The organism is Xanthomonas axonopodis, from assembly GCF_001304695.1.
GTDB lineage: Bacteria > Pseudomonadota > Gammaproteobacteria > Xanthomonadales > Xanthomonadaceae > Xanthomonas > Xanthomonas axonopodis.
Window position 1 is genome coordinate 1 of the sequence record NZ_JFAQ01000137.1, and the last position, 24,043, is coordinate 24,043.

The 24,043-nt window shown below is 64.1% G+C and carries 14 protein-coding genes and 4 pseudogenes; 14 read left to right on the forward strand and 4 right to left on the reverse strand.

What is annotated here, in order from left to right:
- A pseudogene (locus tag XAXN_RS23160) lies at window positions 1-167 on the reverse strand (IS5/IS1182 family transposase); the annotation flags it as partial.
- A 336-nt stretch (window positions 168-503) separates the two neighbouring features.
- Between XAXN_RS23160 and dapB the strand changes: the two are divergent.
- The 7 genes from dapB to recJ all read left to right on the forward strand — a co-directional run bounded on the left by dapB (window position 504) and on the right by recJ (window position 10,635).
- Complete coding sequence (gene dapB / locus XAXN_RS12905; RefSeq protein WP_054319831.1) at window positions 504-1,220, forward strand: 4-hydroxy-tetrahydrodipicolinate reductase; 717 nt, start codon at window positions 504-506, stop codon at window positions 1,218-1,220.
- 240 nt (window positions 1,221-1,460) lie between these two features.
- On the forward strand, window positions 1,461-2,618 hold the full coding sequence (gene carA / locus XAXN_RS12910; RefSeq protein WP_054319832.1) for a glutamine-hydrolyzing carbamoyl-phosphate synthase small subunit: 1,158 nt from the start codon (window positions 1,461-1,463) through the stop codon (window positions 2,616-2,618).
- Window positions 2,619-2,687: 69 nt separating this feature from the next.
- Entirely contained in the window at window positions 2,688-4,238 is a 1,551-nt protein-coding gene (locus XAXN_RS23165) for an AAA family ATPase (protein WP_241148205.1), read from the forward strand.
- Window positions 4,239-4,246: 8 nt separating this feature from the next.
- On the forward strand, window positions 4,247-7,489 hold the full coding sequence (carB, locus tag XAXN_RS12925) for a carbamoyl-phosphate synthase large subunit (RefSeq protein ID WP_054319833.1): 3,243 nt from the start codon (window positions 4,247-4,249) through the stop codon (window positions 7,487-7,489).
- A gap of 8 nt (window positions 7,490-7,497) precedes the next feature.
- Complete coding sequence (greA, locus tag XAXN_RS12930; RefSeq protein WP_170922320.1) at window positions 7,498-7,962, forward strand: transcription elongation factor GreA; 465 nt, start codon at window positions 7,498-7,500, stop codon at window positions 7,960-7,962.
- 16 nt (window positions 7,963-7,978) lie between these two features.
- Window positions 7,979-8,899 carry a hypothetical protein gene (locus XAXN_RS12935; RefSeq protein ID WP_054319834.1) on the forward strand — a complete coding sequence of 307 codons (921 nt, stop codon included), beginning with the start codon at window positions 7,979-7,981 and terminating at the stop codon, window positions 8,897-8,899.
- The gene (gene recJ, locus XAXN_RS12940) at window positions 8,896-10,635 is read left to right on the forward strand and encodes a single-stranded-DNA-specific exonuclease RecJ (protein WP_054319835.1); all 1,740 of its coding nucleotides are present in this window, start codon (window positions 8,896-8,898) and stop codon (window positions 10,633-10,635) included. The genes XAXN_RS12935 and recJ overlap by 4 nt, the downstream gene beginning before the upstream one ends.
- 328 nt (window positions 10,636-10,963) lie before the next feature.
- Here the strand turns inward: recJ and XAXN_RS12945 are convergent.
- Window positions 10,964-12,170: pseudogene (locus tag XAXN_RS12945) on the reverse strand (acyltransferase family protein).
- A gap of 95 nt (window positions 12,171-12,265) precedes the next feature.
- Between XAXN_RS12945 and XAXN_RS12950 the strand changes: the two are divergent.
- From XAXN_RS12950 to rpfC, 6 genes and pseudogenes are all read left to right on the forward strand, one after another.
- Window positions 12,266-13,212, forward strand: a pseudogene (locus tag XAXN_RS12950) (LytTR family DNA-binding domain-containing protein).
- A 245-nt stretch (window positions 13,213-13,457) separates the two neighbouring features.
- Window positions 13,458-14,583 (forward strand): peptide chain release factor 2 gene (gene prfB, locus XAXN_RS12955; protein WP_134980234.1). Its coding sequence is split into 2 segments (ribosomal slippage): window positions 13,458-13,532 and window positions 13,534-14,583, totalling 1,125 coding nucleotides; the frame shifts between segments, so codons are not numbered across the junction.
- 204 nt (window positions 14,584-14,787) lie between these two features.
- On the forward strand, window positions 14,788-16,305 hold the full coding sequence (gene lysS / locus XAXN_RS12960) for a lysine--tRNA ligase (RefSeq protein WP_054319836.1): 1,518 nt from the start codon (window positions 14,788-14,790) through the stop codon (window positions 16,303-16,305).
- A gap of 140 nt (window positions 16,306-16,445) precedes the next feature.
- On the forward strand, window positions 16,446-17,585 hold the full coding sequence (gene rpfG / locus XAXN_RS12965) for a cyclic di-GMP phosphodiesterase response regulator RpfG (protein ID WP_054319837.1): 1,140 nt from the start codon (window positions 16,446-16,448) through the stop codon (window positions 17,583-17,585).
- A gap of 1 nt (window position 17,586) precedes the next feature.
- Window positions 17,587-18,216: an RpfH protein gene (locus XAXN_RS12970; protein ID WP_042822234.1), complete on the forward strand. Its 630-nt coding sequence runs from the start codon at window positions 17,587-17,589 to the stop codon at window positions 18,214-18,216.
- A 7-nt stretch (window positions 18,217-18,223) separates the two neighbouring features.
- The gene (gene rpfC, locus XAXN_RS12975; protein ID WP_054319838.1) at window positions 18,224-20,404 is read left to right on the forward strand and encodes a sensor histidine kinase RpfC; all 2,181 of its coding nucleotides are present in this window, start codon (window positions 18,224-18,226) and stop codon (window positions 20,402-20,404) included.
- Window positions 20,405-20,416: 12 nt separating this feature from the next.
- Here the strand turns inward: rpfC and rpfF are convergent, their stop codons facing one another.
- Both rpfF and rpfB read right to left on the reverse strand, forming a co-directional pair.
- Window positions 20,417-21,286 carry a diffusible signal factor synthase RpfF gene (rpfF, locus tag XAXN_RS12980; RefSeq protein WP_054319839.1) on the reverse strand — a complete coding sequence of 290 codons (870 nt, stop codon included), beginning with the start codon at window positions 21,284-21,286 and terminating at the stop codon, window positions 20,417-20,419.
- Between the two features lie 176 nt (window positions 21,287-21,462).
- Window positions 21,463-23,145, reverse strand: coding sequence for a fatty acyl-CoA ligase RpfB (gene rpfB / locus XAXN_RS12985; protein WP_054319840.1), 1,683 nt, complete (start codon window positions 23,143-23,145; stop codon window positions 21,463-21,465).
- 97 nt (window positions 23,146-23,242) lie between these two features.
- On the opposite strand from rpfB, the pseudogene XAXN_RS12990 reads away from it, so the two are divergent.
- Window positions 23,243-23,693: pseudogene (locus XAXN_RS12990) on the forward strand (hypothetical protein).
- The last annotated feature ends 350 nt before the right edge of the window (window positions 23,694-24,043 follow it).

Below are 24,043 nucleotides of genomic sequence, written 5' to 3' on the forward strand. Positions count from 1 at the left end.
CGATCTTTCCCCGCCCTGGGATAGTGTGTGGCTATCACCGCGCACAGTGCCCTCCACGGCGCCAGCGTCTCCAACCGTGCCAGGAACGCATCGCGCCGCGACGGGCGACGGGACTGTTCAAACCCGTTGCCCTGGTCAGCTGACATTGCCAAGGTCCGCTGCTTCATCGGCTTGCACCTCCAGTCGCGGCGAAGCACTTATCCTAGCATCTGTGGAACTTGATCAGCGTTGCCTTAGAGCGGCCGACATCACTGCTTCACATGGGCGGGGGCGTGCCAGCTCGCGAAGTGGGCAGAGTCCAGTTGCATTCCTGCGGCTCTCCACTCGTCGCTACCCATCCAATAGCCGTTCGCCACGCCTCGTCGCCCGCCTCGAAAGCGACCAGTCGCATCACCGCGCAACCCCGCATCGTGCGCAGTGCGGCACCGCAGTGACGAATCGCTAATCCCAATCCCCCAATCCCGGCTATCGTGTAGCACCCACACGCCAAGCCAGCCGCCGCCATGACAACCTCTGCTGTGAAAGTTCTGATCCACGGCGCCTCCGGGCGGATGGGCAAGGCGTTGCTGCGATTGGCCGCCGAAGACCAGACATTGCAGGTGGTCGGCGCCGTGGTGGGCCGCTCGCCGTCCCAGCGCGTGGTCGATGGGGTGCCGTTCTTCGCCGCCAGCGAACTGGGCGGCGCGCCTGCGTTTGATGTGGCCATCGATTTCAGTTTGCCGCAGGGTTTCGCACCGATCCTGGCGTTGTGCGCGCAGCGTGGCAAGCCGCTGGTGTCCGGCACCACCGGGCTCGACGAGGCGCAACGTGCGGCCTTGCGCGATGCCGCCCAGCAGATTGCGCTGGTGTGGGCGTCCAACTTCAGTCTCGGCGTTGCGGTGCTGACGGAGCTGGTGGAGCGCGCGGCTGGCACCTTGCCGGGTTGGGACTGCGATATCCTCGAAGCGCATCACGTGCACAAGCAGGACGCGCCCTCCGGTACCGCGTTGACGCTGGGTGAAGCAGCGACCGGCAGCGGCGCTCAGCCGCGCTATGTCAGCCTGCGTGCCGGCGACATCGTCGGCGAACACACCGTGCAATTCACCGGGCTTGGCGAGCGGGTCGAGCTGGTGCATCGCGCGACCAATCGCGACATCTTCGCGCGCGGTGCCTTGCATGCGGCCAAGCGGCTGATCGGCAAGCCGGAAGGCAGCTACCGCGTGCGCGATCTGGTGCTGTAAGCACACCCGCAGTCATGCATGAACGGCAGCCGCACTCCGCGGCCTGTTCATGCCTCGGCGTTGCTGCCGCGCCTGCATCCGGTGCTCTTCAGACTGGCATGGCAGGGCAGTTGCCTTTACAATTCTCGCTTGCCCGAACCAGCGTCGGACCGGTCCCCAGCACCGCGTCCGCGCTTTGCTGCAACCGGAATTTGGCCGGGAGCGCATCGGAGTCCCAGGCAGCCAGAGCGAGACCCCCACGTGACCCAACCCGCAATCCTTGTCCTCGAAGACGGCACCGTGTTCGAGGGCGAATCCGTAGGCGCCAACGGGCTTTCCGTCGGTGAAGTGGTGTTCAACACCGCCATGACCGGCTATCAGGAAGTTCTGACCGATCCCTCCTACGCCCGCCAGATGGTCACGCTGACCTATCCGCATATCGGCAACACGGGCTTCACCGACCAGGACGACGAAGCCCGCAAGATCTGGGTGGCCGGCCTGATCGTGCGCGATGTGCCGCGCCGCCCCAGCAACTGGCGCAGCCAGGTGGCTTTGCCGGAATGGCTGCAGGCCCGCGGCGTGGTCGCCATCTCCGGCATCGACACCCGCAAGCTGACCCGCCTGCTGCGGCAGAAGGGCGCCCAAAACGGCGCGCTGATGGCCGGCGAGATCGACTTCGAAAAAGCACTGGAAGCCGCACGCAAGTTCCCCGGCCTGAAAGGCATGGACCTGGCCAAGGTGGTTTCGACCGAGAGCAGCTACAACTGGAAGGAAGGTTCGCTGGATCTGAACTCCGATGCCTTCCTCAGCCTCGGCGCTCTGACTGCTGGAACGTCCGCACAGGGGCAAACATTCAAAGTCGTTGCGTACGACTATGGCGTCAAGATCAATATCCTGCGCATGCTCGCCGAGCGCGGCTGCGACGTCACCGTGGTACCGGCGCGCACGCCGGTGGCCGATGTGTTGGCACTGCAGCCCGATGGCGTGTTCCTGTCCAATGGCCCGGGCGACCCGGAGCCGTGCGACTACGCGATCGATGCGATCAAGGAACTGATCGCGCAGAAGGTGCCGACCTTCGGCATCTGCCTGGGCCATCAGTTGCTGGCGCTGGCCGCCGGTGCCAAAACGCTCAAGATGACCACCGGCCATCACGGCGCCAACCACCCGGTGCAGGATCTGGACGGCGGCCGGGTGATGATCACCTCGCAGAACCACGGTTTTGCAGTGGATGAAAGCACCTTGCCGGCCAATGTGCGGGTGACCCATCGGTCGCTGTTCGATGGCACCAACCAGGGCATCGCGCTGACCGACGCACCGGCGTTCTCGTTCCAGGGTCACCCGGAGGCGTCGCCGGGCCCGCGCGATGTGGGGCCGTTGTTCGATCGGTTTGTGGACCTGATGGCTGAAGCAAAAGCTTGAACCCCGTTGCCTGGCCATGTGCTCGCCCTGATGACTGCACGGCATCCCGTTGGCCCAGTGGAGATTCCAATGCTTGATCGCATCGACATTGAAGGTTTGAAGGGAGTCGGTAAGGTGGAGCTGCGGTTCGACGCAACCAGCCGGGCGCGCGTGCTTTTTGGTGTCAACGGCGTTGGCAAGACGAAGTCGCTAGAAGCAATCTATGGTGCGTTGCTATTCACCAATGAGCAGTTTTTGCGGGTCAAAGGTGATTGGGGCGTCGATCCAGAAAAATGCGTGCCCGCATCCAAGATCTATATCGATGATGCGCAGTATCTCGATAAGCCTTCTCAGCCGCATATCCAAGTAAGAAATTTTGCCTCACAGGCAATGCGTCATTCGCGACCCTTGGTATACATTTGGGCCGTTGGGCGTTCGTCGGTGGGAGGCCAGCCCATATCCATTGCGGCATTGGGAAACTTCGAGGAACGCAGGACCAAGCATTTTGAGTTGTTGTTCCAAGAGTGCGGGAGCGGTTCGTTGCGTTCTGCCGGCATGGATGCGGACATCCGCGTGTGGTTCATACAACGTGCGCAGTCAGTCAACCCTTTTCAGGTGGAAAAGGACAATCTGCGCAACGAGATCGAGTCGGTATTGAAGCTGTTGCATTGCATCGATCAGCGCGTGGACGCCGAGCGCCTGCAGATAGACGGCTCGCAGCGTGTTTATCTGAGTGTGGAAGGCCGCATGATCGAGCTGGGTGAACTCAGTTCGGGGTTTGCCTCGGTCGTCAAACTGTTTCAAGCGATCATCTCGGGGTATGCCGGCTTCAGCAACTCCAAGGATCTGCAGAACCTGCCGGGTGTAGTGCTGATCGACGAGATCGAAAGTCATCTCCACGTTGGTTGGCAGGTCAACATCGTCAGACACCTGAAGGCGCTGTTTCCGAACACGCAGTTCTTCATCAGCACTCATTCGCCGCTGGTGTTGACCCAACTTGAGCAAGGCGAGGCCTATCTGCTTGAGCGCGATGTGGCGGACGGAGTCGTCAGATCGTCTGTGATCGACTCGCCCAACATGAAGGCATTTGCCGATGTGCTTGAAGAGACTTTTGGGGTCGATCTCAATAGACTCAAGCGCGAAGCGCTGGTCAGCGAAGACCAGTCCGCTACCAAGCGTGCATTGCTGGACCTGGTCAAGCAGCGCCGCGATCGCCAGGGTTGGGAAGCAGGCATGACCCGTCTGGTACTGCTCGATGCCAACCTTCTGATCGGTGCACTGGACGGGGAGGAGGGCAACGCGGCTCACGAAGCGTCGCTGTCGACGTTCGAGGCCCTGGTCGCAGATCCGGACGTCAAGATCGCGATCTCCCCGCTGATTCGATACGAAGTGTTGCGTGGCATGGAGGAGGCGTATGTCGAGAATGTGAACGCCATCCTCAACGACATGAAAGAGTTCGAGGTACTGGGTCAAGAGGCCATACGTGCTGCGGAAGTATTCCGTAAAGCTCGCCAGACCGATGTAAAGCTGGATAAGCGCAAGTTCGACGTATTCCATTGCGTCTGCGCGGAAATCAATTCCCTCGAAATGCTCAGCAAGGATGGGGACATCGAAACGATTCAAAAACTTATGAAGGCCTGAAGAAGAAAATGCCCAAGCGCAGCGATCTCAAGACCATCCTCATCATCGGCGCCGGCCCGATCGTCATCGGCCAGGCCTGCGAGTTCGATTATTCCGGCGCGCAGGCGTGCAAGGCGCTACGCGACGAGGGCTACCGCGTGGTGCTGGTCAACAGCAACCCGGCCACGATCATGACCGACCCGAACATGGCCGACGCCGTGTACATCGAGCCGATCAACTGGCAGACGGTCGAAAAGATCATCGCCAAGGAAAAGCCCGATGCCCTGCTGCCGACCATGGGCGGGCAGACCGCGCTGAATTGCGCGCTGGATCTGGCCGACCACGGCGTGCTGGAAAAGTACAACGTCGAGCTGATCGGCGCCAAGCGCGAGGCCATCCGCATGGCCGAAGACCGCGAGCTGTTCCGCGTGGCGATGGGCGAGATCGGCCTGGATTGCCCGACGGCCGCGGTTGCCCACACGCTGGAAGAAGCGCTGGAGATCCAGACCCGCGTCGGCTACCCGACCATCATCCGGCCCAGCTTCACCCTGGGCGGTAGCGGCGGCGGCATCGCCTACAACCGCGAAGAGCTGATCGAGATCGTCGGTCGCGGCCTGGAGCTGTCGCCGACCACCGAAGTGCTGGTGGAAGAGTCGGTGCTGGGTTGGAAGGAATTCGAGATGGAAGTGGTCCGCGACACCGCGGACAACTGCATCATCGTGTGCGCCATCGAAAACCTGGACCCGATGGGCGTGCACACCGGAGACTCGATCACCGTGGCGCCGGCGCAGACGCTCACCGACAAGGAATACCAGCGCCTGCGCGATGCCTCGATCGCGGTGTTGCGCAAGATCGGGGTGGATACCGGCGGCTCGAACGTGCAGTTTGGCATCAGCCCGACCACCGGCCGCGTGGTTGTCATCGAAATGAACCCGCGCGTGTCGCGCTCGTCGGCGCTGGCGTCCAAGGCGACCGGCTTCCCGATCGCCAAGGTCGCCGCCAAGCTGGCAGTGGGCTACACGCTGGACGAATTGAAGAACGAGATCACCGGTGGCCTGACTCCGGCCTCGTTCGAGCCGTCGATCGACTACGTGGTCACCAAGATTCCACGCTTTGCGTTCGAAAAATTCCCGCAGGCCGATGCGCGCCTGACCACGCAGATGAAGTCGGTCGGCGAAGTGATGGCGATGGGCCGCACCTTCCAGGAATCGCTGCAGAAGGCGCTGCGTGGCCTGGAAACCGGCAAGATCGGCCTGGACCCGACCGGCCTGGACCTGAGCAGCGAAGACGACATCGCCACGCTCAAGCGCGAGCTCAAGGCACCGGGCCCGGAGCGTTTGTTCTACGTCGCCGACGCCTTCCGCGCCGGCATGACGGTGGCCGATGTGTATGCGCTGTCGTTCATCGACCCCTGGTTCCTGGACCAGATCGAAGAAATCATCAGCCACGAACAGCAGCTGGCCGACGACGGCATGGCCGCGCTGGATGCACCGCGCCTGCGCATGCTCAAGCGTGCCGGTTTCTCCGATGCGCGCATGGCGCAGCTGATCGGCAGCAACGAAGAATCGGTGCGCACCTTGCGCCGCGCGCTGAAGGTGCGCCCGGTCTACAAGCGCGTGGATTCGTGCGCTGCCGAATTCGCCACCAGCACCGCATATCTGTACTCGACCTACGAGGACGAATGCGAGGCGCTGCCGACCGATCGCGACAAGATCATGATCCTGGGTGGTGGCCCCAACCGCATCGGCCAGGGGATCGAGTTCGATTACTGCTGCGTGCACGCGGCACTTGCGCTGCGCGATGATGGCTTCGAGACCATCATGGTCAACTGCAATCCGGAGACCGTCTCCACCGATTACGACACCTCCGACCGTCTGTACTTCGAGCCGCTGACGCTGGAAGACGTGCTGGAAATCGTCGAGCTGGAAAAACCCAAGGGCGTGATCGTGCAGTACGGCGGCCAGACCCCGCTGAAGCTGGCGCGTGCGTTGGAGGCCAACGGCGTGCCGGTGATCGGCACCTCGCCGGACTCGATCGACCTGGCCGAAGATCGCGAGCGTTTCCAGCAGCTGGTCGACAAGCTCGGCCTGAAGCAGCCGCCGAACCGGATTGCGCGCAATGCCGAAGAAGCCTTGGTGCTGGCGCGCGAAATCGGCTACCCGCTGGTGGTGCGCCCGAGCTACGTGCTGGGCGGCCGCGCGATGGAAATCGTCTACGGCGAATCCGACCTGGCGCGCTATGTGCGCGATGCGGTCAAGGTCTCCAACGATTCGCCGGTGTTGCTGGACCGCTTTCTCGACAACGCGGTGGAAGTGGACGTGGACGTCATTGCCGACAAGGACGGCAACGTGTTGATCGGCGGGGTGATGGAACATATCGAAGAAGCCGGCGTGCATTCTGGCGATTCGTCGTGTTCGCTGCCGCCATATTCGCTCTCTGCGGAAACCCAGGCAGAACTGCGTCGCCAGGTGGTGATGCTGGCCGAAGGCTTGAACGTGGTCGGCCTGATGAACACCCAGTTCGCGGTGCAGGTCAACGAGGCGGGCGACGACATCGTGTATCTGCTGGAAGTGAACCCGCGTGCCTCGCGCACGGTGCCGTTCGTCTCCAAGGCGATCAGCATGCCGCTGGCCAAGATCGCCGCACGTTGCATGGCTGGCAAGACGCTGGCCGAGCAGGGCGCCACCAAGGAAATCGTGCCGGACTATTACTCGGTGAAGGAAGCGATCTTCCCGTTCGCCAAGTTCCAGGGCGTAGACCCGATCCTCGGGCCGGAGATGCGCTCCACCGGCGAGGTGATGGGCGTGGGCCGCAGCTTCAGCGCCGCGTTCGCACGCGCGCAGGAAGCCGGCGGCATCAAGGCGCCACCGCTGGGCAAGGCCTTCGTCTCGGTGCGCGACCCGGACAAGCAGCGCGTGCTGCCGGTGGCGCAGGCGCTGGTGGAGCGTGGCTTCACGCTGGTGGCCACGCGCGGTACCGGTGCCTGGCTGCAGCAGAACGGGCTGAGCTGCGAAATCGTCAACAAGGTGGCCGAAGGCCGCCCGCACATCGTCGATTCGATCAAGAACGGCGAGATCGTCTACATCGTCAACACCACTGAAGGTCGCGCCGCCATCTCGGACTCGTTCTCGATCCGCCGCGAAGCGCTGCAGCATCGCGTGACCTATTCGACCACTGTCGCCGGCGCCAAGGCGCTGGTGCAATCGCTGGAATTCCGCGGCACCGGCCCCGTGTGGTCGCTGCAGGAACTGCACAAGGAGCTTCAAGCATGAGAGCACCCATGACATCGAAGGGCGCGCAGCGCCTGCGCGAAGAGCTGGAGCATTTGAAGTCGGTCAAGCGCCCGGAGGTGATCAATGCGATCGCCGAAGCGCGTGCGCACGGCGATCTGAAGGAAAACGCCGAATATCACGCTGCGCGCGAGCAGCAGAGCTTCATCGAAGGCCGAATCAAGCAGCTGGAAAGCGAGCTCTCGCATGCCGAAATCATCGACATCACTAAATTGTCGGCCGGCAACAAGATCGTGTTCGGGGCCACGGTGACGCTGGCCGATACCGAGACCGACGAAGAGAAGCGCTACCAGATCGTTGGCGATCTGGAAGCGGACATCAAGATGGGCCTGATCGCGATCTCCTCGCCGCTGGCGCGCGCGCTGATCGGCAAGCTGGAAGGCGATTCGGTCACCATCGATGCGCCGGCCGGCCAGCGCGAGTACGAAGTCGTCAGCGTCGCTTACCTGGACTGACCGGCATCAGCGCGCGATGACCACCGCCACGCTGTTGTTGCCGGAAAAACGCCGCCTGCCCGGAACGCTGGGCGACACGGCGGTGGCGCGTGCGCTTGCGCGCGCCGACGGGCACACCGCCGATGCCGGCGAAGTGGCGCAATTGCAGCGCCACTTCAGCCTGACCCCGGCGCACTGGCCGGTGGCCGCGTTGACGCGCCAGCTGGATGCTGGCGATGCCGCCGGCGCCACCTGGGTGCGCGCGGATCCGGCCTATGTGGTGCCGGACATGCAGGGTGCGAGGTTGATGGGCTACGGCGAGGCGCTCGGCCCCACCGCCGACGATCTGGCGGCGCTCTTGCCCATCCTCAAGCCGATGTTCGGCGATGCCGGCTTTTTGCTGGATGCGCCCACGCCATCGCGTTGGTATCTGCGTCTGTCGCCGGATGCGAAATTGCCGGACTTCGCACCGCCCGATGTCGCCATCGGCGACGACTTGTTCGAGCACCTGCCGGCCGGCGACAGCGGGCGCCGCTGGCGGGCCTTGCTGACCGAAGCGCAGGTGCTGCTGCATCAGCATCCGTGGAACGAAGGCCGCGTCGCCAGCGGCAAGCCGGCCATCAATTCGCTGTGGTTCTGGGGTGGCGGCGTCCTGCCGCACGCGGTGCGTTCGCCGCATCGCCAGGTGCGTAGTCGCGAATCGCTGCTACGGGCGCTGGCGCTGGCGGCAGGTGCCGATGCGCAGGGCGAACAACGCGTCGATGCGCTGGTGGATCTGCGTCATCTGCGTTCGCTGCAGCAGTTCAGCGACGATGCGGTGGCGCCGCTGTTGGCGGCGATGGCGCGCGGCGAACTGGATCGGTTGGTGCTGGATTTCCAGGACGGCGAAAGCATAGCGCTCACGCATGCGCAGCGCTGGCGTTTCTGGCGCACGCCGCGGGTGCAGCTGGCGCAATGACGTCGCGTCCGCAGATCGTCCGGCGCCCTTCCGGGCAGGCCGGCAGTTGGCCCGATACCATGTTGCCGCTGCTGCGCCGCATCTATGCAGCGCGTGGTGTCACCGATGCACAAGGCGCGCAGCCGCGACTGGGCCAGTTGTTGTCGCCCGAATTGCTGCACAACAGCGGCCTGGCCGCCGAGCTATTGGCCGATGCGATCGCGCAGCAACGGCGCATTCTGGTGGTGGGCGATTTCGACTGCGATGGCGCCACCGCCTGCGCAGTCGGCGTGCGCGGCCTGCGCATGCTCGGTGCGCTGGACGTGCACCACGCCGTGCCCAATCGCATGGTGCATGGCTATGGCTTGTCGCCTGCGTTGGTCGACGAACTGGCGGCGTTGCATCCGGATGTGCTGGTCACCGTCGATCACGGCATCGCCTGTCACGCCGGCGTCGCCGCAGCCAAGGCGCGCGGCTGGACGGTGCTGGTCACCGACCACCATCTGCCGGGCGAGGTGCTGCCGCCGGCCGATGCGATCGTCGACCCGAACCTGGCCGAAGACACCTTCCCCAGCAAGACCCTGGCCGGGGTCGGGGTGATCTTTTACGTGTTGCTCGCATTGCGCAGCGTGTTGCGCAAACGCGGCGTCTTCGCCGAGCGCGCCGAACCGGATTTGTCGGTGCTGCTGGATCTGGTCGCAGTCGGCACCGTTGCCGATCTGGTGCCGCTGGACACCAATAACCGCGCGCTGGTGTCGGCCGGCTTGCGTCGCCTGCGCGAGGGCAAGGGCTGCATCGGGTTGCGTGCCTTGATCGATGCCAGCGGCCGCGATGTGACGCGGCTGGGTGCCGGCGATATCGGTTTTGCGCTTGGGCCACGCCTCAATGCCGCCGGTCGGCTCGAGGACATGGCGCTGGGTATCGAACTGTTGCTCAGTGAAGACTGGAGCCAGGCCCGCGAGATCGCCGGCACGCTGGAAGAGATCAACGCCGAGCGCCGCGCGGTGCAGCAGTTGATGACCGACGATGCAGAGCACGCCGTCAACAAGGTAGTACTGGATGCCGATGGTGCATTGCCGATTGCCGCATGCCTGTTCGATGCCGAATGGCATCCTGGCGTGATCGGTCTGGTGGCCTCCAAGCTCAAGGACCGCCTGCACCGTCCGGTGATCGCCCTGGCACCGGCCGAGCCGGGCAGCAGCCAGTTGCGTGGTTCGGCACGTTCGATTCCCGGCCTGCATATCCGCGATGTGCTGGCGGCGGTGGACGCGCGGCACCCCGGGCTGATCCAGAAGTTCGGTGGCCATGCGATGGCAGCCGGATTGAGCATCGAGCATGCCGCATTGGCAATGTTCGAGCAGGCTTTTCAGTCGCAGGTCATGGCGATGGTGGATGCCTCGCTGCTGCATGCCCAATTGCACAGTGACGGCGAACTGTCCGCGCACGAACTCGACCACGTGCACGCCGAAGCGCTGCGCGTGGCCGGTCCGTGGGGGCAGGGATTCCCCGAGCCGCTGTTCGATGGTCAGTTCGAGGTGCTGCAGCACCGCGTGCTCAAGGAGCGCCACCTCAAGTTGACCCTGCGGTACCCCGGACGCGCGGAACCGCTCAATGCCATCCACTTCAACGGCTGGCGCGGCAGCGATCCCGCGCGCCTGGTGCGACTGGCGTATCGATTGGTCGCCGACGACTACCGCGGCGGCACGGCAGTGCAGTTGATCGTGGAGCATTGCGAGCCGGCGACAGTCACTGGCTGATCTGCGGTCTTGTCGCCACCTAGGTTTGTGACATTCGCACCTGGCGTGATCCCGATGGAGATCGGCCGTTGGGCTGCTGAAAGCGATGGCTCGGCTTATTGTTGAAAGCGGATCAGGCATCGTCCCGATCGCCGTGATCGGGATTGATGCCAGCCACGGAATCGGCGAAGCGGCAATCGGGGCGAGCAATACCGCGGTGCGAGCAGATCGGGCACATGGCGTTTCCAAACGCATCCCGGCGCGCAGCGTGGATTGCGCCAGATGGCGCGTGCTGAGATGGCCCGCCCAACGAATCGCACGTTGCAAGCAACGTGCGTCCCCAAGGTTCTTACGACGCAACTGCCGTAGCACCGAGCTGGCGGGTCACCGCCTGCGTGCGTCCACGCAAGCCGAACAACGGCCGCAGCCAACGCACCCGCCGAATCACATACTCATGCAGCGCCAGACAGCCGATCACCGTGGCCGCGATCACCAGCGCCGGTTCCAGCCAGGCGTTCAACTGCAGCGGCATCAACCAGTACAGCGCCACGATGATCAGGCTCTGATGCAGGATGTACCAGGGGAACACCGCTTCCGTGCAATAAGGCAGCCAGCCGAACGGCCGGTTCAGACGCTGCTTGGCCCAACCCAGCAGGGTCAGCAGCGCCAGCCAGGTATAGGCCGCGCGTGCGGCATGTTCCAGGCGTTCCCAATGGCAGCGCGTCCAGTGCCGGCGGCAGCTGCGCAGGCTGCATGTGCATGCCCAGATAACGGATGCCCAACTCGGCGGTGATGGTCAGCACCGCAGCGACCAGGGTGAGCCAGCGCAGTTGCACGGCCAGCTGCCAGAAGCGCTCGCTGCGCGCCAGCAGATAGCCCAAGAGGAAGAGCGGGAACGACTCGGCATGCACGAACCAGTCACCGATCAACGCATGGGTCGGCGGATGGCGCGGCATCACACACATCACGCAGAACCCTTCCCACAGGATCGGCAACACCAGCAGGGCCGGTACCACCACCGCGGCGGGAAGCGCCGGTAAGGTCGGCAGCCGCACCAGCTTGGCCAGCGACACCAGCGCCATCAAGGCCACGGTGTAGGGCAGCAGGTAGGCCAGGTACCACAGGTGATTCCAGATGATGCCGTGTTCCCAGCCATCGAAACTGCCGGCCGGCCACGGGCGCATCTGCCAGTAGCGCAGCAGGAAGCTGCCGAAGCCGGTGGCGAGCTTGCCGTTGCTCACGCCTTGGCAGTAGGCCTGCACCGCCACCACCACGAACATGCCGAACAGCAGGGGCGGCAGCAACCGCCCGCAGCGACGCAATGCGAAGCGCCACGGCGCGGCCTGCGGCTACGACAACCCGATCGCAATGCCGGAGATCATGAACAACAACGGCATGCGCCACCGGTTGAGCACGATCATCGGCCACTGCAACCACTCGGCCGTGTGCACGCTCTTGAGGTGGAAGCCCCAGTCGGCCACATAGGCCATGCCCACGTGGTAGAGGAAAGGAGTGGCTGCATCCTGTCCGCGGCCCCGCTCCAGCAGTGGTGTCAGGGGCGGAAAGCCCGGCCCGCGGTGACCAGTTGTGCCCACCCAGGGACGAATGGGGCCGGCAGGGATGGCGGTTTCGCCTTGTAGCGCAGGCCTCTATGATCGGCAGCTGCCAACTGCGGACGTGTGCCATGCAATCGACCGGGCCGCGCCCGCCAATCCTCCACGACAGCGCCGGCCGCGCTGCCACGCGCTGGGTGGTGGTGATCTGGTCGCTGTGTTCTATTTGAGCGCGCTGGGCAACGTCTGGACCGCCTGGCTTGCCGCGCGCCGCGATGGCAAGCCCATCGTGGTGTGGCAGGTGCTGAGCTGGGAGCTGAGCAGCGCCACCGCAGCGCTGCTGCTGTTGCCGGCGGTGGTGTGGCTCTGCGCACGCTGGCCGTTGCATGCCGATGTCTGGGTGCGACGCCTGCCGGCGTATGTAACAACTGCACTGAGCTGGTGGCTGCTGCATGTTGCCGGCATGGTGGTGCTGCGCATGCTGGTCTATGCCCTGGCCGGCGCGCACTACGATTTCGGTGTCTGGCTGCAGTGGGTCTACGAGCTGTCCAAGGACCTGCGTACCTTTGCGCTACTGGTGGCGGTGCAGCACACACTGGCCTGGTACGCACGGCGCCGTCAGGGCGAGGCGCACCTGCTCGCCGCACCTGACGAAGGCCCGCCGGTGGAGCCGCTGGACCGCCCGGAGCGTTTTCTGGTGCGCAAGCTGGGACGCGATTTTCTGGTCGCTACCGCCGATATCGAGTGGGTCCAGGCCTCGGGCAACTACGTCAACCTGCATGTGCGCGGTCACGATTACCCGTTGCGCAGCACCATGGCGGCAATCGAGGCGAAGCTGGACCCGGCAGTGTTCGTGCGCATCCACCGCAGCTATCTGGTCAATTTGGGGCAGGTGTAGGCGATCGAGCCGTCCGATTCCGGCGACGCGCGCGTGCATCTGCGCGATGCCAGCGTGCTGCCGTGCAGTCGCAGCCACCTGGCCGGTTTGCGTACCCATGCAGGGCAGGGCGCCGCTGCGCCCAGACCCGACGCACTGGTGGCATAACCCTGCTGCGTGCCCGGGGTAACCGGCGTCTGGTCCCACATTCGTCCCTGGCCCAGGCGCCGCCAGGTCGCAGCTGCTGCGACACCGACGCGCGATGCTGGCCATCGGCGGAACCTGCGGTCGCGCGAGGCAGCCAGGCGCCTGGGGTGTCGCAGGTGTTGCAGCATGCGCGGCCAGGGTTCCATCGCGTTTCGCCGCCGCCGCCCGCTTGCTAAACTAGCCCGCTTGTTTGCCGGAACTCCGTCATGATCGAAACCAACCCGATCCGCCAGCGCATCACCGATCTGAACGATCGCGTGCTCTCGCTCAGGGGGTATCTTTGACTACGACGCCAAGAAAGAGCGTCTAGAGGAAGTCAGCCGGGAGCTTGAGAGCCCGGACGTGTGGAACGACGCCGAACGCGCGCAGGCCCTGGGCCGCGAGCGTTCCATGCTGGAAAAGACCGTGCTCGGCATTGCCGATGTGCTGTCGGGCCTGGCCGATGCGGGCGACCTGCTGGAGTTGGCCGAAAGCGAACAGGACGAAGACACTGCGGTTGTGGTGATCGCCGATCTGGACACCTACCAGGCGCATGTCGAGAAGCTGGAATTCCAGCGCATGTTCTCCGGCCAGATGGACAGCGCCAATGCGTTTGTCGACATCCAGGCAGGCGCCGGCGGCACCGAGGCGCAGGACTGGGCCGAAATCCTGCTGCGCATGTACCTGCGCTGGGCCGAGTCGCGCGGCTGGAAGACCGAGTTGATGGAAGTCTCCGGTGGCGAAGTGGCGGGCATCAAGTCGGCCACCGTGCGCATCGAGGGCGAATATGCCTACGGCTGGCTGAAGACCGAGATCGGCGTGCACCGGCTGGTGCGCAAATCGCCGTTCGACTCGGACAACCGCCGGCATACCAGTTTCACCTCGGTGTTCGTGTCGCCGGAAGTGGACGACAACATCGAGATCGACATCAATCCGGCCGACCTGCGTACCGACGTGTATCGCTCCTCGGGTGCCGGCGGTCAGCATGTCAACAAGACCGAATCGGCGGTGCGTATCACGCACATCCCGACCAACACCGTGGTCGCCTGCCAGACCGGTCGCAGCCAGCACCAGAACCGCGACAACGCGATGAAGATGCTGGCCGCCAAGTTGTACGAGCTGGAAGTGCAGAAGCGCAACGCCGAGAAGGACGCCCTGGAAGCGACCAAGTCCGACATCGGCTGGGGCAGCCAGATCCGTAACTACGTGCTGGACCAGAGCCGCATCAAGGACTTGCGCACCGGCATCGAACGCAGCGATACGCAGAAGGTGCTGGACGGCGATCTGGACGAATTCGTCGAGGCCAGCCTGAAGGCCGGTCTGGCAGCGGGCTCCAAACGCCTGGATGCCTGACCGCCGCGCCAGCTTGCCGTCGCGACGGCATCCTGGCGCACCGCTGCAGTGCCTGTGAGGCAGCGGTGGTAATGCACGGCGGCTTCCGGGTAACGCGGTGACCGCCTGCCTTCGTCACATCATCATTCTAATGAGGGTGCCGGCACCGCCGGTTCTTCATTCCCCACCGGGCACCCGCCCAACCTAAAGCAGACCGATCCCGCCATGACCGAGCAGACCCCCGCGCCGCAGATCCCCGCCGACGAGAACAGCCTCATCGCCGAGCGCCGCGCGAAACTGGGCGCGTTGCGCGGGCAGGGCATCGCCTACCCGAACGACTTCGTGCGCGAACACTTTGCCGGCGACCTGCAGGCAGAATTCGCCGACGCCGACACCTGGACCCCTGAAGCGCTGGAAGCCAGCGGGCGCACGGTCAGGATGGCCGGCCGGCTGATGGCCAAGCGGGTGATGGGCAAGGCCAGCTTTGCGCAGATCCAGGACGAATCCGGGCGCGTGCAGCTGTTCCTGCAGGGCAATGTGCTCGGTGATGCCTATGCCGCATTCAAGGGCTGGGATGTGGGCGACATCGTGGCGGTGGAGGGTGGGCTCACCCGTACCAAGACCGGCGAGCTGTCGGTCAAGGCCAGCGCGCTGCGCCTGCTGACCAAGTCGCTGCGCCCCTTGCCGGACAAGTGGCACGGCCTGTCGGACGTTGAGCAGCGTTACCGCCAGCGGTACGTCGACCTGATCGTGACCCCGGAGGCGCGCGAGGTCTTCATCAAGCGCTCCAAGATCATCCGCGCCATGCGTGCCTGGCTGGACGCGCGCCGCTTCCTGGAAGTGGAAACGCCGATGATGCATTACATTCCCGGCGGCGCCACGGCCAAGCCGTTCACCACCCACCACAACGCGCTGGACCTGGACCTGTACCTGCGCGTTGCCCCCGAGCTGTATCTCAAGCGCCTGGTGGTCGGTGGGTTGGAGCGCGTCTACGAGATCAACCGCAATTTCCGCAACGAAGGCGTGTCGACCCGGCACAACCCCGAGTTCACTATGCTCGAGCTCTACGAGGCTTATGCCACGTACCACCAGATCATGGACCTGACCGAGCAGGTGATCCGCGACACCGCGCAGTCGGTGTTGGGGACCACGCAGGTGAGCTGGGATGGTGCCGACATCGATCTGGCGCCGGCTTTCCGGCGATGGCGCATGGATGATGCCGTCCGGCACCACAACCCGGAGATCAGCGCCTCCGACTGCATCGACCGCGAGGCGCTGCTGCGCCATTGCGAGCGGCTCAAGATCCGGGTCAAGCCGTCCTACGGTTGGGGCAAGCTGCTGTTGGAGATTTTCGAGGCCACCGTGGAGCACACCCTGGTGCAGCCGACCTTCATCACCGACCACCCGGTCGAGGTGTCGCCGCTGGCGCGTTCCAGCGATACCGAGCCGGGGTACACCGACCGCTTCGAGCTGTTCATCAACGGCAAGGAGCTGGCCAACGGCTTCTCCGAGCTCAATGACCCCGAAGACCAGGCCGCACGTTTCCAGGCGCAGGTGCAGGCCAAGGACGGCGGCGACGACGAAGCGATGCATTTCGATGCCGATTACATCCGTGCGTTGGAGTACGGCATGGCGCCGACCGGCGGCCTGGGCATCGGTATCGATCGTCTGGTGATGCTGCTGACCGGCAGCACCTCGATCCGCGATGTCCTGCTGTTCCCCTATATGCGTCCGGAAGCCTGATTTTTTTGTGCCGGCGGTGTGCCGACGGCACAGATACTGCATATGCTAGGGCTAAGCTTCGAGCAGCGTATCGTTCGGGGGAGTCGGCACAGGGTCCGGGGTCATCGCTTTTCCGTTCTCGAGATAGAGGAGCAACGGCTATGCAGGATGTTTTAGGGGGGCCGGGCGGCGCATTGTCGATGGATACATGGGGAAGCTGGGCGGAAAAGGCGGATCTGGGATTGAACATCGTCATTGTCGATGACCAGATGTCCGCGCGGACGATGCTGCGTCATGTCATCGAGGACATTGCGCCGGAGCTCAAGGTCTACGACTTCGGCGATCCGCTCGACGCCCTGGCCTGGTGTGAAGCCGGGCGCGTGGATCTGTTGCTGCTGGACTACCGCATGCCGGGCATGGACGGTCTGGAATTCGCACGTCGGCTGCGCCGGCTGCCCAGCCACCGTGATATTCCGATCATCCTGATCACCATCGTCGGCGACGAGCAGCCGATCCGTCAGGCAGCGCTGGAAGCCGGCGTGATCGACTTTCTGGTCAAGCCGATCCGTCCGCGCGAGTTGCGGGCGCGCTGCTCCAACCTGCTGCAATTGCGCCAACAGAGCGAAAGCGTCAAGCAACGCGCGTTGTCGCTGGAGCAGCGCCTGCTGGCCAGCATGAACGAGGTCGAGGAGCGCGAGCGCGAAACCTTGTCGCGGCTTGCGCGCGCGATCGAGTATCGCGATTCGGGCACCAGTGCGTTCCTGGAACGCATGTCGCACGTGGCCGGCCTGATCGCCGAGCAACTGGGGCTGGCGGAAGAGGAGGTGCGCATCATCGAGATGGCCGCACCGCTGCACGACATGGGCAAGATCGCCATTCCCGATGCGGTGCTGCTCAAGCCCGGCAAGCTCACCGACGAGGAAATGAGCGTGATGCGGCGCCATCCGCGCATCGGCTATGAGCTGCTCAGCGGCAGCCAGAACCGTTTCATCCAGGTCGGCGCGTTGATTGCGCTGCGTCACCACGAACGTTATGACGGCACCGGTTATCCGGATGGCCTGGTCGGTGAGGCGATTCCGCTGGAAGCACGCATCGTGGCGGTGGCCGACGTGTTCGACGCGCTGCTGTCGCCGCGCCCGTACAAGGAAGCCTGGACCATGGACGCCGCGCTGGCCTATCTGTATGCCCAACGTGGCCGCCTGTTCGACCCGCGTTGCGTGGATGCGCTGTTGCGCGGCCGTGCGCAGCTGGAGCAGATTTGTGGCGAGTTTTCCACCGCATCGGCGCGACCCGGGGTGTGAGGTGAGGGCGGCGCTTGCCCAGCTGCGTCGGCAACTCGCAAGGCGCCCCGACAGCGAGCACGGTCAGGCGCTGGTGCGCATCGTGATGCTCTGGCTGATCCTGGCCTACACGCTGGTCTGCGCCCCGCATTGGCAACTGAGCGATGGCCATCTGCGGCGATTGCTGCACCTGATCGCGGTCGGGCATGGTGGAGCATTGCTGCTGTTTGCATGGATCGTTGCAAGGCCGCGGCCTTCGCACCTGCGCCGGACGCTCGGCATGCTGTCGGACTATGGCCTGCTCAGTCTGGCGTTGACCTGGTTCGCCGCTCCGATGGCCTGCCTTTACGTCGTGGTGATGTGGGTCACGATCGGCAATGGTTTGCGCTTTGGCAGGCATGCACTGCACACGGCGGTGGCCATGGCCGTCCTCAGTTTCGGGGCGACGCTTGCCAACAGTCCGTACTGGCAACAGCGGATCGAGCTCGGGATCGCCCTGCTGGCGGCGCTGGTGGTCATTCCCCTGTCGTTGCTGCGGCTGATGCAGGACAGTGCTGATGCCGATGCGCGCATCGCCGTGTATGTCCATGGCGCCGATGCTGCAGTAACGCGCGGCCCACTTTCTTCCCCATCGAAGCGACCGCAGGTCTGAGGCGTCTATGAAGTCTCCATTGCCATGGTTGACGCGGCGTCTTTCGGGGCGGGCGGATTCGGAACACGCGCAGAACCTGATCCGCATCATCATCACCATGCTGTTCATCTCCTACCTGGGTTGGCGCTACCACCACACCCACGGCGACATGTTGATGGCCACCTGGTTGATCCTGGTGGGCGAGCTGGTGGTGTCGCTGGGACTGATGGTGGCAATCTTGCTGCGGCCGCAAGTGTCGCACACGCGGCGCCTGATCGGCATGGTGCTCGACTACACCTGCGCCGGCGCGATCATGGCAATCCAGGGCGAACCGGCTTCGCCGCTGTATGCGGTCTGCATGTGGGTGACCATCGGCAATGGCTTTCGCTACGGCAGTCCCTATCTGCGTGCCGCCACGGCGATGGCCAGCCTGAGTTTTCTCAGTGCCATCCTGATTTCGCCGTACTGGAAGGCCAACCCCTCTCTGAGCTGGGGATTGTTGCTGGGGTTGATCGCCGTGCCGCTGTACTTCGATTCGTTGTTGCGTGCGATGACGCGTGCGGTACGCGAGGCGCGGCATGCCAACCAGGCCAAGAGCCGCTTCCTGGCCAATATTAGTCACGAATTCCGCACCCCGCTGAATGGGTTGGCGGGCATGACCGAAGTGCTGGCCACCACGCGTCTGAATGCAGAGCAGAAGGAATGCCTGAATACCATTCAGGCCTCGGCGCGCAGCCTGCTGTCGCTGGTGGAAGAAGTGCTCGACATTTCTGCGATCGAGGCAGGCAAGATCCGTATCGATCGCCGCGATTTCTCGCTGCGCGACCTGATCGGCTCGGTCAACATGATTCTGCAGCCGCAGGCCAAGGCACGCGGACTGGATTACGGCACCGAGGTCGCCACCGACGTACCCGACCTGCTCAAGGGCGACACCGGCCATCTGCGCCAGGTGTTGCTCAACCTGTTGGGCAATGCGGTCAAGTTCACCGAGCACGGGCATGTGCTGCTGCGGGTCGCGCGGCTCTCCGGCAATGGCGCCGACACGGTGCGGCTGCGTTTCGATGTCCAGGACAGCGGCATCGGCGTGCCGATGGACATGCGTCCGCGCCTGTTCGAGGCGTTCGAGCAGGCGGACGTGGGGTTGTCGCGCCGTTATGAAGGCACCGGCCTGGGCACCACGATCGCCAAGGGCCTGGTCGAGGCCATGGGCGGCGCGATTGGCTTTGCGCCCAATCCCTCCGGCGGCAGCGTGTTCTGGTTCGAGTTGCCGCTGGAGATCGGCGTATTTGAGACGGCCGCGCCGGCTCGCTCGCCGGTCGGGGCGCTGCTGGAGACTCCTGACGAGCTGGAAGCCTCCAACGTCATTGCCTTCTCCAACCCATTCCTGCGTCACCGCACGCGCGTGCGGAGCATGCGCATGCTGGTGGCCGACGACCATGCAGCCAATCGCATGGTGTTGCAGCGATTGCTGGAGAAGGCAGGGCATAAGGTGATGTGCGTCAACGGCGCCGAGCAGGTGCTGGACGCGATGGCCGACAAGGATTTCGATGCGGTGATCGTGGATCTGCACATGCCCGGCATGAGCGGCCTGGACATGCTCAAGCAGTTGCGCGTGATGCAGGCCAGCGGCATGCGCTACACCCCGTTGGTGGTGCTCAGTGCCGACGTCACGCCAGAAGCAATCCGCGCCTGCGAACAAGCTGGCGCGCGTGCGTTCCTGGCCAAGCCCGTGGTGGCTACCAGGCTGCTCGATACGCTTGCCGAACTCGCTGTCAGCACCCGGGTACTGGCAACGCCGGGGACGGTAGTGCAGGCATCGACCAGTTTCGAAGGCGTGCTCGATGCCAGCGTGCTGGACGAACTGGCTGCGCTGGGCATGGGCGAAGAATTCGAACGTCAGTTCGTCCGGCAATGTCTGGATGATGCGCTCAACTGCGTGGGCGCGATCGAGCGCGATGGCATGCGCTCGGATTGGGAACAACTGCGCGAAAGCGCCCACGCATTGCGCGGCGTTGCCAGCAATCTGGGCCTGGCCCAGCTGGCCGGCAGCGGCGGTGAGCTGATGCGCATGGCCGATTGGCAACTGCAGGCCGAATGGCGACAGCGGCTGTCGGCGTTGCGCGACCAGCTGCAGACCGGAAAGGATGCGCTCGCCGCGCGCGTACAAGGCGCCAACGACGACGAACGCTCTCCCCGGAGTCGCGAATAGCCCGCCGACGCATCAGCCGGCGTCAAGCCCTGAGCGGCGCGATTGCGCGCGGACCAGACGGTCCATGGTGCGCAATGACTTTTCGCCCAGCTGCATCGCCGTATCGACCCAGATTTCGGTGATGCGCATCATTTCCTCCAGCGGCACCGCCGTGGTCATTTCGCGCACTTGCTGCATCGCCGCCCAGGCATGCGGTGTGCGCTTGCTTTCGCGGATCACTTGTTCGACGGCCGCCACTCCCTGACCGCGCGGCACGACGCGATCGACCAGGCCCATGCCGAGCAACTCCTCGGCGGAGTACAGATTGCCTTCGAGCATGATTTTTTGCGCCAGTTGCGCACTGACGCGCTGGCACATGAAAGAGTAGGCGCCCATTCCCGGGAACAGGTCGAACAGCACTTCGGGCAGTCCCATCATCACCCCTTCCTCGGCGACGATGGTGTGGCAGCTCAATGCCGCTTCGAATCCGCCGCCCAGCGCGTTGCCCTGCACCAGGGCGATGCTGTGCGCGCGTGCGTCGAGGCCGACATGGAACGCGTGAACGCCGCGTACACAGCGTTGGGCGTATTCAAGGAGTCGAGCACGGTCGCCTTCGCGAATGAGTTGACAGAACAACGCCAGGTCGCCGCCCAGGTTGAACACATCGCTGTCGGATGCCAGCACCACATGCGGGGCCAGCACGCCGGCGTTGTTCAGTCGTTGACCAAGGTTGGTCTGGTAGCCGGTGATGTCGTCGACCAGACGCGTGGAAAAGCAGGCACGCCCCGGGTTGATGGCGAGGTCGGCATGCATATGGATCCAGTACACGTCACGCTGCGGTTCTTCGATGATGCGTAGGGTCGAGCCGATGTTAGTGCGAATGAAGGGTTGAACTGCAGACATGGTGGTTCTCCGTGATAACCGTCCGGCCGGCCGCCTTTCGGACGGAGATAAGGTTGAACGCGTGAGCGTGCGCCGACACCGGATTCTATGCGTGCAGAAGCTAACGCCCGCAAGGCCTTGCGGCAATGCGGGCGTCAAAGAAGGCTGAACGCCTTCGGGCTGCGGCATAAGCGGTATTACGTCTTCAGAGCGTCCCGTAGCTCGCGGCGCAGGATCTTGCCGACGTTGGTCTTGGGCAACTCCTTGCGGAATTCGATCACGCGCGGCTGCTTGTAGCCGGTGAGGTTGGCGCGGCAATGCGCCTTCACATCGTCGGCCGTCAGGGCCGGGTCCTTCTTCACGATGACCGCCTTGACGATCTCGCCGGACTTCTCATCCGGCATACCGACGGCGGCCACTTCCACCACGCCAGGCATTTCGGCGATCACGTCCTCGATCTCGTTGGGGTACACGTTGAAGCCGGACACCAGAATCATGTCCTTCTTGCGATCGACGATGTAGACGAAGCCCTGTGCGTCCATGCGCGCGATGTCGCCGGTATGCAGCCAGCCTTCGGCGTCCATCACCTTGGCGGTTTCATCGGGTTTCTTCCAGTAGCCCTTCATGACCTGCGGGCCCCTGATGCACAGCTCGCCGATCTCGCCCAGTGGCAATTCCGCGCCGGCGTCGTCCTTGATGCAGGCATCGGTGGACGGAATCGGCAGGCCGATCGAACCGTTGTAGTCCTTCAGGTCCATCGGGTTGATGCACGCGGCCGGCGAGGTTTCGGTCAGGCCGTAGGCTTCGACCAAGGTCAGGCCGGTGACTTTCTTCCAGCGCTCGGCGACCGAACGCTGGACGGCCATGCCGCCGCCGAGGGTCATCTTGAGCGAGGAGAAATCCACCTGATCGAATCCGGGCGTATTGAGCAGGCCGTTGAACAGCGTATTGACGCCGGTGAACGCGGTAAAACGGGTCTTTTTCAGCTCCTTGACGAAGCCTGGCATGTCGCGCGGATTGCTGATCAGGTGGTTGCAGCCGCCGATCTTCATGAAGACCAGGCCGTTCGCGGTCAATGCGAAGATGTGGTACAGCGGCAGCGCCGTGATCACCACTTCGTGGCCTTCTTCCAGCTTGCCGGTGCCCGCCAGCCACTGGTGCGCCTGCTGCATGTTGGCGACCAGATTGTGGTGGGTCAGCATGGCGCCCTTGGCCACGCCGGTGGTGCCGCCGGTGTACTGCAGGAAGGCGATGTCGTCCGGTTCGATCTGCAGTGTCGGCACGCGGTGCTTGCGGCCCAGCGCCAGCGCCTCGCGGAAGCGAATCGCGCCGTTGATGCGGTAATCGGGTACCAGCTTCTTGACGTACTTGACCACGAAGTTGAGCAGCGCCGCCTTCGGGAAGCCCAGCATGTCGCCCAGGCCGGTGGTGATGACTTGCTTGACCGGCGTGTCGGCGATGACCTGCTGCACGGTGGTGCTGAAGTTGTCGATGACCACCAGCACGCTGGCGCCGGAGTCGATCAACTGGTGCTTGAGTTCGCGCGGGGTGTACAGCGGATTGACGTTGACCACGGTCAAGCCGGCACGCAGCACGCCGAAGGTCGCGATGGGGTATTGCAGGCAGTTGGGCATCATCAAGGCGACGCGGTCGCCTTTCTTCGACTGCAACTCGCCAATCAGGTAAGCGGCGAATTGCTCGACCAGTTGATCCGCCTCGCGGTAGGTGATGGTCTTGCCGAAGCTGTGGTACGCAGGCCGGTCGGCGAAGCGTTGCACGGAGGTGGCAAACACCTCGGCCACCGTGCGGAACTGCTCAAGATCGATTTCGGCAGCAACGCCGGCCGGATAACTTTGCAACCAAGGACGTGCCTGATTCATCTGCCCCCCTCCAGGGTGTTCTCAACGCGCCGCAGTGTGTTCCACGGCGTTACAACAGCTGGCAGCATACCGTCATGGATGGAAAAGGCGAAGTGTGATGCAGAGCGGTATTCAAGTGCCGTGGCGCGTGGTGTGGGGTGGGGTTTTGCATGCTGTTCTTGCTCGGGTGCACGCGTGCCGCGCCGGAACGACGTCTGCGCGCCACGCTGGAGCAGATGCATCAGGCGATCGAGGCGCGCCAGATCGGCGATGCGATGGCGCCGGTGGCCGAGGATTTTGTTGGCGAAAACGGGCTGGACGCCGCCGGGTTACGGCGCTTGATGCAAGTGCAGATGCTGGGCAACCAACAGATCGGCGTGACCAAGGGGCCGGTCAAGGTGGCGCTGGGCGGTGATACCGCCACGGTGCGCTTTTCCACGCTGTTGACTGGCAGCAACGGGCGCTGGGTGCCCGATCAGGCGCAGACCTACCAGGTCACCACCGGTTGGCGATTGCAGGGCAAGGATTGGCAGCTGTACCACGCGCAATGGGTGCCGGCAGCGCGTTGAACCCACCGGCGCCTTTGGCGTGCGCCTGGCCGTGTAGTAAGCGCGACGCCGGGCGCCAATGCATGGATGGACAACGTGAGGCCTTCGATCGAGGCGCGGGTCGCCCGGTGATGCCGGTGCATGGCGCTGAGGTGGCAGGTGGAATTTGGCTCATCCGGCTGGCCGCCGTTGGCTGGGGAATGCAGCGTGTCGTTGCCTTCTTCTCCACCACACATCTCGGCCGTGAGACCGATGTCCATGGTGCCGGCGATGGAATAGGCCACCGCCAACGGCGCGAGGCCAACTAAGGCAACGCTGATCAAGTTCCAAAGATGCGAGGATAAGTGCTTCGCAGCGATGGTGGTGCAAGC